Origin of the sequence: Wolbachia endosymbiont of Nasonia vitripennis (assembly GCF_048054115.1) — a bacterium.
Classification (GTDB): domain Bacteria; phylum Pseudomonadota; class Alphaproteobacteria; order Rickettsiales; family Anaplasmataceae; genus Wolbachia.
In genome coordinates, this window is the sequence record NZ_JAFEVF010000037.1 from 1 (window position 1) to 7,357 (window position 7,357).

The window sequence follows — 7,357 nt, forward strand, 5'->3', positions numbered from 1 at the left end:
ACCTTTTTTGATAGTATGCATATTGCTTATCAGAAAAATATTGATAGCATTAAACAGGATGCTGATTTTGGTTTTGACTTTGTTAATTCTTCTGTCAGTTAATTCATGCCTGTCAGATCAAGTCTAAACTATTACACTTTACCTCATACTATAGAGTATTTTTTGATGCTATATATTATGGTAGAATAGTCAACGCATTTTCCATAGCGTAACTTGAGAGTCTAAAAGGACTGTTATTAACTTACAGAAAACCAAGCTTGCCTGAAACCACTTAATTGATTATAATCATAGGTTTTAAGGCAGTAAAATGACAGCTTTTTTTCCTTTGGTTATTTTTTTAATCTTATACCTTGGAAGTGGTGTCTATTTTTCCTTTATTGGAATTGATAATCCGCTTCGCCAAGTTTCACCGGTAATTTGCCTACTACCGGCGCTATTTTTTGCTGTTGCATGCAGTGCAGGTAAAATTCAACGTAACATCGATACTGTCATCGAGGGTATGGGCGATAAAAACACCCTTACTATGTGTTTAACTTTTCTATTTTCTGGAGCATTTTCTGTGGTGACTCAATCAATTGGTAGTGCAGATACTGTTGCTGATTTAATTCTCAAATTCCTTCCAGCAAGATTACTACTGCCTGGAGTATTTTTGGCTTCCGCTTTTATATCAACTGCAATTGGTACGTCTATGGGAGTTGTTGTATTAATGGTACCAATAGCTGTTAACTTAGCAAAAAGTGGGGCTTTTGGTCTTGAAATAGGAACTGCAACTGTAGTTGGAGGTGCCGTATTTGGTGATAATCTTTCAATGATATCTGACACTACTATTGCATCTGTTTCTTCACAGGGGGCCACGATAAAGGATAAACTTAAAGTGAATTCTAAAGTAGCATTTGTTGCCAGCATTATAACGCTTGTCTATCTGGCAATTATGGCAGATAGTACAAAAATTATTCCTACATCAAATTTAGATTATTTATCAGTAATAAAGATTATTCCTTATATTTCTTTAATAATCATGGGGTTATTTGAAGTTACTACTTTAGTAACAATAACTATAAATATAATTGTTGCTAGTGTATTAGGGATGACTTTTTTTGACTATACTATCATTCAACTCTCTCATGACATATATGACGGTTTCAAAAAAGTAAACGAGATAGTGATATTTGCTCTATTTATTGGCGGATTGAGTCATATAATGTACAAGCAGGGTCAAAAGGCATTACACAAACTTATCGATGAAAGCAATATCACAAAAACTAAAGCTGAATTTGTAATAGCGGGCATAGCATCTATGTTTACTGTTTTAGTTGCTAATAATACCATTGCTATTTTATTAAGTGGCGATATTGCAAAAAGGCTCGCGCAAAAGCATAATATTCCGTCATACCGTAGTGCATACTTGTTAGACATTTTTGCTTGCGTTACAAAAGGCATTTTGCCTTATGGTTCCCAGCTGCTGCTAGCAGGTAGCATTGCTTCTGTCTCACCTATTTCTTTGTTAACACAAGTGTATTACTGCTTTATTTTAGCAGCAGTTACAGTAGGTGAAATAATCATCAATGGCAGACGTTGCGCGGCTACAACTTAATGTACGAAGATTTCTCTTCATATTACATTTTTGTGCCCATAAGAAATGAGTTGCCATTTTCATCAGCTACTTGGATAATAGATATATTCACAAAATTGTTCCATTTTTCTCAATAGGTTTTGGTTTTCTTTTCCCCTTATTAGCAGAGCATAAAACTTAGCTTTTTAATAAATCTCATTTTAACTCCAATACACTAACTATGAAACAATCTATATTGCCATCAAAAACGGAATTTATATTGCCAACTTCATGTCCAGTCCTTAAATCCTTTACCATTTGATACGGATGCATAACATACGATCTGATCTGACTGCCCCAACCTATATCGCATTTCTTGCCATATTCTTCGGCCATTTTCTGTTCTTTTTTTTCCAATTCAATTTGATATAAACGTCCTTTAAGTAGTTTAAGTGCTTCATCTTTATTTTTATGTTGAGAACGACCATTTTGGCATTGAGCTACAACGCCTGTTGGAATATGCGTAATACGTACCGCGCTTTCAGTCTTATTTACATGCTGACCACCTGCTCCAGAAGCACGGTAAGTGTCGATCTTTAAATCCTTTTCATCCACAACAATATCTATTGAATCTTCAATCACTGGAGTTACTCCTACACTTGCAAAACTGGTATGACGTTTACCATTTGCATCAAATGGTGATATTCTAACCAATCTATGAACTCCACTTTCGCTTTTTGCCCACCCGTAAGCTTTTTCTCCGATGATTTTTATTGTTGTAGATTTTATACCAACTGCATCACCATCTAATTTTTCTACAACTTCAACTTTAAAATTGTGATAAATTTCTGCCCATCTTGTATACATGCGCATGAGCATCTCAGTCCAATCATTGCTCTCTGTTCCACCAGCTCCTGAGTGGATTTCTAAAAAGCAGTTATTGTTATCTGCTTCACCAGTAAATAAGGATTCTGTCTCTTTAAGTTTGATTAATTTCTCTAGCTTTACTAACTCACCTTTAACTTCAGAAAAAAATTCTTCATCATTCTCATCAATAGCAGATTTCATCAAGCTGATAGAATCGTTGTAATCGCTTTCTAGCTTTGAAAACGATTCTATTTCATGCTTAATTTTAGAGCGTTCTTTTAAAATCTCTTGTGCTTTTTGATTGTCTTGCCACAGATTATCATTCGACGCTTGAGAATCCAGCTCTTCAAGACGCAACTTCAATTTTTCTATGTCAAAGACACCTCCTGATAAGAGAAATACTTTTATTTAAGCCTTGAAAGTATTCAAGGATTTCTGGATGGGTTTTCATTATACTTTAGACTTTAATATATTTATTATCACTAACAATAACAGCAAACAAAATAGAAATTTAACCATATAATAGTTAATTCAAAATAATTTTATTATACTTGAATGTTCAATAAAATCAAGTGTGTATATTTATTAAAAAAATAAGGTAAAGTAATGAATATTAAAACAAGTTCTCATTATGGTTTAGACAAAAAGGCTATTGATGATTTAATAGAGTCTCTCGATAATCAAGAATTAGAGAATGTTCGTAATATTGTAAAAACGATAGATAGCGTTCAGTTAGCTTATTTTTTATCTACTTCGATCAGTGATCACAGGGAGAAATTAGTTAATATCCTCGATCAACATTTGTTAAGTGATGCCTTAGTACATGTAGTACCAGATTTACAAGTAGAGATCATAGAAATATTGGGAATAGAAAATACAGCAAAGTTACTAATGCTTCTTGATATAGAAGACATAGTAGCTATAGTGAAAGATTTAGATAGAAAGTCTATAGAAAATATACTTAACTACTTACCCAATGCAACTCAAAAATTAGTAGAGGAATTGTTATCATACCCAGAAGAAAGTGCAGGAAGGTTGATACATAAAAATATGGTTATAGCTCCATATTATTGGACGATAAATCAGCTAATGGAATTCTTGCGCAACTATAAAAAAATACCAGAAACATTTTATCAAATTTTCATCATTAACTCAAAATTAGAACCCATAGGCATTTTCAACTTAAATAAGGTAATATCTCACTCAGGAGAAACAATAATAAAAGAGATAATGAGTCAAGATATAAAAATAATTAAAACTGGAATGGACCAAGAAGAAGTAGCAAGAATATTTAAAGATTACTCTCTATTATCAGCTCCAGTAGTAAATAAGAATGGTAAAATTATAGGTGTAATCCTTATTGAAGATGTAATCAAAATTGTTCAACAAGAAGCAGAAGAGGATGTGCTTAAAATAAGCGGTGTATCTTCTAAATCTGATATAAATGCCCCTATACATAAAACTATAATTAAAAGACTACCTTGGTTACTGTTTAACCTCTTAGCTGCAACAATATGTTCTATAGTAGTTGGCTTTTTCGATAACGTAATACAAAGTTTTATAGTACTGCCAATAATTATGCCAATCATTGCATCGATGAGCGGAAATGCAGGATCCCAAACAGTAACACTAACTATCCGGGCAATCGCAACAAAATATCTAACTGAGCAAAATGCAAAAAGAATACTGATGAAAGAATTTTTAATAGGTCTTATAAACGGGGTGATCTTATCTACTATTTCATTAGTAGTGTTAGCAATAAGGTTTCACAATGTCAAAGTGGAGATGATTTTTGTGGTCTCCATGATTATGATGTCAATTATTGCAACGTTCATCGGAACTTTCATTCCTATAATGCTTCATCGTTTAAGATCCGATCCTGCTGTTTCGTCTTCAATCTTAACATCAGCAACAACTGATATTCTCTCAGCTCTTATATTTTTTGGTCTAGCCACGATCTTTTTATTAAATAGCTGAATCTTGCTATATAAAAAAATTGCTTTACAAGCTTTACCGTCCACGTTATCATTACTCATAGATGCATTGAAGAAGAAAAATAACAGTCGATAAAGAAATAAAAGTACATGAAACTGAGCTGCTTTAGTTTTAAAATAAAAACTAAAATAAGATGCTAAAGTATGCAAAAAAATTCTTGCTTTGCTAGATCTTTTTAGCTACAATGCAGTCTAACGTAATGAAAACATGGGGTGTGAGTTAGATGCATTGTATTATGTATATCACTCAGAAAGCAATTCTCGATTTTTTAAGAATATATCTATTTTAGTCAGAAGTCAAAAGAAAAGCACACTGTTACTCAGCAATTAAAGTTACTTAGGATTACCGTAAAGTTTCTACAGCAAATTGGTTTGTTACAGTTGCATAAGAATCAAATGTTGAAACCAATCTTCAGATAAAGAGGTTTACGACAAAACAATCAAAATATGAATATTAAAATATAGGGGGCTTTATGTTAAGTAAAGAAAATACAAAGGAACAAGTAACAGATAATCAAATGGATTATGTGAATGCTGGATCAGCAAGAGTTGATTATGAAAATATATTATCTAGTGAAGAACTTCAGTGTGGACGAAGTCAGGAGAGCCCTAGAGTAACAAGATCTTCATCTATAGGCAGCAGTAGTACATTGACTGATGATGAAGAAATGTTTAGCTGTATAAGCATTACAAGTGATGAAATAGTGAAAAAAGCAACTTTTTTTGTTGAGACTTTTGTTGGAGAATTAGAGGAAAAATTATCTCAATTTTCTAAAGAGGCAAAACCAGGTTCAAAAATACGAAAAACAGGCAGAATAGTAGATCAGATTGACTCAACTATAAAGAGTACTGTTTCACCAGGTATGCGACTAATACCTGATAAAATAAATGAATGTATAGGTTTTGTTTATTCAAAAGAACATAGGAAAAAAGCAAAAAGGATTTCTGCAATCATTAGTGGGCTTTCCAAAGATGAAATAAGGAAGGCTTCAGTAGAGGCTAGCTTGGAAATTTTTCAAAAATTTGAGAAGCAATTAACTGGAATTGTGGATGCCGATTCCTCTTCTTGGAAGAGGGGAGTTGAGAAGTTAGCAATAGATGCTGCATCTAGAGCAATAAATTACATTTTAGCTAGTAATGAGAAAGGAGAGCTTTCCGTTTCTTGCATAACTAAAGGTGTTGTTTTAGGTAAATCAAAAAGTGACACACTTGCTAAGCAATATTTATGTAAACCAGCGAAATCTTTAGATTCAGAAGTATTTCAACCTGGGTTTCGAGTACAAGATAAGCAAAGTGGTGAAATTTTGCTAACTTCAGCATTATATGAAAATGTAGGAATAAAAAAAATAGAAGGTAATGCTACTAAGTATTATCAATTGAATGAGCATGAAAAATACGGCTATCGACTTCCTTTTGTATGGGAATTAGAAGAATGGAAGGAGGTAGAACAAAAATATGTACTTGTTAACTCACCTAAAAAAGAAGAATATGAATATATTTTAGATGAGGAAAAAAAGAAAAAATTAGCCAATAGTATATTAAAAGAGATTAATGGAAATGATCTGACGAAAAAAAAAAGATATAGAAGACTTGTGTGAAGAAATTAAGGATTTGCGAATACATCATGAAAAAGAAGATAAAAATACATTTTCCTTTAATTTGGGCTATTTACCAGAATTCTTTATAAAAAGAGAAGTGATGTTAGATGAATTAAAAAAGAAGTTAGACAGTAAAAATCAAGAAGTGGAAATGTCACGAGTGGTCTTAATTAATGGGAAACATGGAACAGGAAAAAGTGAATTAGCTAGAAGCTACGCATATAGTAAGGAGAGTAATATTTGGACAAAAGTTATATGGATAAATGCTAAAACATATGACACTCTTTTCAATTCATTTCGTAATTTAGCTAAAGAATTAGAAATTCCTACAGAAAATGATAATGATATGGATTTTAATGTTGTTCGAGATAGAGAAATAGAATCTATTGTCCAGGATGTATACCAGTATTTTCGAGACGTAAAAAGTCTTTTCATCTTTGATAACACCAGTAAGTATAAGGAGATCGAAAAATTTTTACCATCCTATTTTCCTAATTTGTTTTTTCATGGAGAAAAGCCTTACGTTTTAATTACTTCTCGTAGCAAGAATTGGGAAAAAGAAATAGAAAAGACACAGTTGAATGATGGATTTTCTCTAGGAGAAGCTATAACATTTATTGAAAGAACCTTAGAAGTAAAAGATAGGTTACAGGATTACTATCTAGTAGAGTTAGCACAAACATTGGGCTATCTTCCATTAGCTTTGACACAAGCAACAGCATATATTAAACAAGAAAAGATTAATGTTAGTGAATATCTAAAACTCTATAATGAAGAAATGAAAAAACCGAATCCTGATTGTCTCGAGGCGCTAGGTCTCACAAAAAAATTATTTATAACTTTGACGCTTAACCTTAATAAAATAAGAAGAGAAAAAAATGTTGGGCAGCAATCGCATGATATTGTATCATATATGGCTTACTTGGATCCCAATCAAATTGATATAGAAGAAATTTTCCTCCAGAAGAAATCAGAAAAAGGTAAGCAACAAGTTTTGGATGCTCTTAATCTACTCAATAAGTTTTCAGTGATTGAGCTAGAGGAGTCAATAGCAAGAGTTCATAAAGGGATACAAAAAACAGTAAGAGTAGAGAAAGAACGAACAGGAATAGAAGAAGAAACTTTAAGAGAAATGATGACATCATTTTGCCTTACGAATCCAAATCACGTTAAGTCTGTTTGGAGTCATGCAAGTAAATATAGTAGATTAGTTGTAATAGTTTAGACTTGATCTGACAGGCATGAATTAACTGACAGAAGAATTAACAAAGTCAAAACCAAAATCAGCATCCTGTTTAATGCTATCAATATTTTTCTGATAAGCAATATGCATACTATCAAAAAAG

5 protein-coding genes are annotated in these 7,357 nt (G+C 32.3%); 4 read left to right on the top strand and 1 reads right to left on the bottom strand.

What is annotated here, in order from left to right:
- Positions 1–307 precede the first annotated feature (307 nt).
- Positions 308–1,594, top strand: coding sequence for a Na+/H+ antiporter NhaC family protein (locus tag JR053_RS04570; RefSeq protein ID WP_010405239.1), 1,287 nt, complete (start codon positions 308–310; stop codon positions 1,592–1,594).
- 174 nt (positions 1,595–1,768) lie between these two features.
- Here the strand turns inward: JR053_RS04570 and prfB are convergent.
- Positions 1,769–2,870 (bottom strand): peptide chain release factor 2 gene (gene prfB / locus JR053_RS04575; RefSeq protein WP_230440360.1). Its coding sequence is split into 2 segments (ribosomal slippage): positions 1,769–2,803 and positions 2,805–2,870, totalling 1,101 coding nucleotides; the frame shifts between segments, so codons are not numbered across the junction.
- Between the two features lie 155 nt (positions 2,871–3,025).
- On the opposite strand from prfB, the gene mgtE reads away from it, so the two are divergent.
- From mgtE to JR053_RS04590, 3 genes are all read left to right on the top strand, one after another.
- Positions 3,026–4,396 (top strand): magnesium transporter, encoded by a 1,371-nt coding sequence (gene mgtE, locus JR053_RS04580; protein ID WP_010405243.1) that lies wholly within the window; start codon positions 3,026–3,028, stop codon positions 4,394–4,396.
- Positions 4,397–4,886: 490 nt separating this feature from the next.
- The gene (locus JR053_RS04585) at positions 4,887–6,011 is read left to right on the top strand and encodes a hypothetical protein (RefSeq protein ID WP_416603694.1); all 1,125 of its coding nucleotides are present in this window, start codon (positions 4,887–4,889) and stop codon (positions 6,009–6,011) included.
- The gene (locus JR053_RS04590; RefSeq protein ID WP_416603696.1) at positions 6,004–7,236 is read left to right on the top strand and encodes an NB-ARC domain-containing protein; all 1,233 of its coding nucleotides are present in this window, start codon (positions 6,004–6,006) and stop codon (positions 7,234–7,236) included. The genes JR053_RS04585 and JR053_RS04590 overlap by 8 nt, the downstream gene beginning before the upstream one ends.
- The last annotated feature ends 121 nt before the right edge of the window (positions 7,237–7,357 follow it).

Coding starts and splice junctions, on each gene's coding strand:
- JR053_RS04570 (WP_010405239.1), top strand. CDS start 308: ATGACAGCTTTTTTTCCTTTGGTTATTTTTTTAATCTTATACCTTGGA.
- mgtE (WP_010405243.1), top strand. CDS start 3,026: ATGAATATTAAAACAAGTTCTCATTATGGTTTAGACAAAAAGGCTATT.
- JR053_RS04585 (WP_416603694.1), top strand. CDS start 4,887: ATGTTAAGTAAAGAAAATACAAAGGAACAAGTAACAGATAATCAAATG.